The following is a 2553-nucleotide window of genomic DNA, read 5'->3' as shown; positions in this document are numbered from 1 at the left end:
GGCTTCACGCCTGTGGCGTTGAACTGCTGCGTCGTGTCGACATGAGCAAGGAGTGCGATTGTCGGTCCCGGCAGCGTGCCTGGAACGGAGGCGAGGACCGTGCCGTAATCCGTTAGTTTCACGTCCACCGCGCCCATCTCTTCCAGCTCTTCGACCAGCAAGCGAAGCATGTCGAACTGGATTTCCGTGCTCGGCGTAGTTTTTGATGCGGCATTGCTCTGGCTGTCGATGGCGGTGTAGCGCAGCATGCGCTCTTCAAGCTCGGCGGCGAAAGTGGCGGCGTTGGTCTGGGTCACGGGATGTCCTGTCGGAGTGTTAACGGTGGTCAGGTGGTGATTTCGAGGCCGTCTGCCTTGACCTGCTCGGCGAAGTGGCAACCAGCCACCTGAGTTGGGCCAACGGTCTTTTGCGGTGGGACCTCTTCGCGGCAGACAGGCTGAGCCAAGGGGCATCGCGGGTGAAAGCGACAGCCCGCAGGCAGGCCTGCCTGCGAAGCCGCGTCTCCCGGCAAGCGGATGCGAGCCCGCTTGACCGCCGTCGCGCGGTGCTCGGGCGCGGCTTGGATCAGAAGGCGAGTGTAGGGATGCGCGGCGGAAGAAATCAGTGTCTCGGCTGGCCCCTCCTCGAGCACCGCGCCAAGGTACATCACGGCGATACGATCGGCCATGTAGCGCGCGACTGACAGGTCGTGGGTGATGTAGAGGTAGGTGACGCCGGTTTCCTTCTGGATGCCACGCATGAGGTTCATCACGCCCGAGCGAATTGAAACGTCAAGCATCGAGACCGGTTCGTCCGCGATGACGACCCGCGGCTTGATGATCAAGGCCCGGGCTATGGCGATGCGCTGCAGCTGACCACCGGAAAGCTCGGACGGGAAGGCATCGGCGAAATCGGCCGCGGGCCGCAGTTCCACCGCTTCCAGCATCTCCAGCACCGCCGCCCGCAGTCCGGACTTTGGGACCAGGCGGTGCAACGTCAGAGGCTCAGCCAGCGACTGCCCTACTGTCAGGCGAGGGTTGAGCGCATCGTAAGGGTTCTGGAAAATCATTTGTACCTTGGCGCGGAAGGCCTTGAGCGCCGCGCCGGTAAGGTCGGTCACATCCTCGCCCTCGTAGAGCACCCGACCCGCAGTGGGTCGCTCCTGCAATGTAGCGATGCGGCCCGCGGTCGTCTTGCCCGAGCCGCTTTCACCCACAACAGCGAGGGTCTGACCGGGATGGAGTGTCAGCGTCACGTCGTCGGCAGCGATCACCGGCGGGTCTGCCCGGCCTGACAGACGGGCGAGGATGCCAGGATCAGCATTGTAAACCATGCGCAGGGTGTCGAGCTGTAGGATCGGCTGGCTCATGCGCGGGCCTCCTGGGGGTCGGTTGTGCGTTCCGCGGCGAAGGTCTCGGCATAATGACACTCCGAGACATGGCCCGCGCCGAGTTGCACAGTCGGCGGTGTCTCGCGGTGGCAAAGCTCCGTGACAGCCGGGCAGGCATGAGCGAACCGGCAGCCAGTAGCCGCTGCCGCGGCCGAAGTATCCGTGGCAGGCAGGCTTTCCAGTTCTTCGAGCGGGCCGGTGAGGCTCGGCAGCGAACCGATCAGGGTGCGGGTGTAGGGGTGCGCGGGATTGTCGAAGATCCGCCGAGTCGGTGCGGCCTCGACGATGCGACCGGCATACATGACCGCCACCACGTCACAGCTCTCGGCGACAGCACCCATGTCGTGAGAGACGAGAACCAACGAGAGGTTCAGTCGCTCCCGCAGGCCCGCTATCTCGCCCAGGATCTGGTCCTGGATCAACATGTCGAGGGCAGTTGTCGGCTCGTCCGCGATGATCAGTTCCGGCTCCAGGATCAGGCTGAGCGCGATCATCGCCCGCTGGCGCATTCCACCCGAGAGCTGATGCGGATAGGCATTCATCCGAGACCGCGGGATGCCGATCATGTCGAAGAGTTCGCCGATCCGAGCCGTGGCCTCGCTCTTGCTGACGTCCGGCTTGTGTAGGCGCATCGCATCCATCATCTGGCGCCGGACGGTGACCACCGGGTTGAGGGCATTCATCGCGCTCTGAAAAATCGTCGCCATGTGGGTCCAGCGCAAGGCATCGATGCGCGAGCGGCCATTTTCCACCACTGGCTTGCCGCCGAGGACGATTGCCTTGCCATCGTACCGGATGGCCCCCGATGTCAGCTCCGCGTTGTTCGGCATGGTCTGCAGAAGGGCCGAGCCGAGACTGGACTTGCCGCAGCCGCTTTCCCCCACGATGCCAAGCGAGCCACCTCTTGGCAGGGTAAAGGAGACGCCGTCGACGGCTGCGATTTTCCGGTCTCCTGCGGTGTAAACGAGGCGCAGGTCCTCGACCTGGAGGATCGGGCTCTCTGCCGACGCCTCGGGCTCATTCGCCGGCGGCGGCACGGACGAACGCTTCTTCGGCGCTCCGCCACGGGTACGCAACTGCGGGTTCATGGCGAAATTGACGCTGTCGCCAAGCAGGTTGAGGCTCGCAACCAGCAAAAGCAGGGCAACGCCCGGCGCGATCGACATCCAGGGCGCCAACCGCAG

At 64.3% G+C, this 2553-nt stretch carries 2 protein-coding genes and 1 pseudogene; all 3 read right to left on the bottom strand.

Annotation, left to right across the window (positions count from 1 at the left end; all coding sequences use genetic code 11):
- Window positions 1-248: pseudogene (locus LCF60_RS24425) on the bottom strand (peptidase T); the annotation flags it as partial.
- Window positions 249-325: 77 nt separating this feature from the next.
- The gene (locus tag LCF60_RS24420) at window positions 326-1348 is read right to left on the bottom strand and encodes an oligopeptide/dipeptide ABC transporter ATP-binding protein (RefSeq protein WP_292295120.1); all 1023 of its coding nucleotides are present in this window, start codon (window positions 1346-1348) and stop codon (window positions 326-328) included.
- The gene (locus LCF60_RS24415; protein WP_292295119.1) at window positions 1345-2535 is read right to left on the bottom strand and encodes an ABC transporter ATP-binding protein; all 1191 of its coding nucleotides are present in this window, start codon (window positions 2533-2535) and stop codon (window positions 1345-1347) included. The genes LCF60_RS24420 and LCF60_RS24415 overlap by 4 nt, the downstream gene beginning before the upstream one ends.
- Between the last annotated feature and the right edge of the window lie 18 nt (window positions 2536-2553).

The sequence above is a fragment of the Marivita sp. genome (assembly GCF_020055635.1).
In the GTDB taxonomy this organism is placed as follows: Bacteria; Pseudomonadota; Alphaproteobacteria; order Rhodobacterales; family Rhodobacteraceae; genus Marivita.
This window is presented reverse-complemented; position numbering and strand designations above follow the sequence as displayed.

Coding starts and splice junctions, on each gene's coding strand:
- LCF60_RS24415 (WP_292295119.1), bottom strand. CDS start 2,535: ATGTCGATCGCGCCGGGCGTTGCCCTGCTTTTGCTGGTTGCGAGCCTC.
- LCF60_RS24420 (WP_292295120.1), bottom strand. CDS start 1,348: ATGAGCCAGCCGATCCTACAGCTCGACACCCTGCGCATGGTTTACAAT.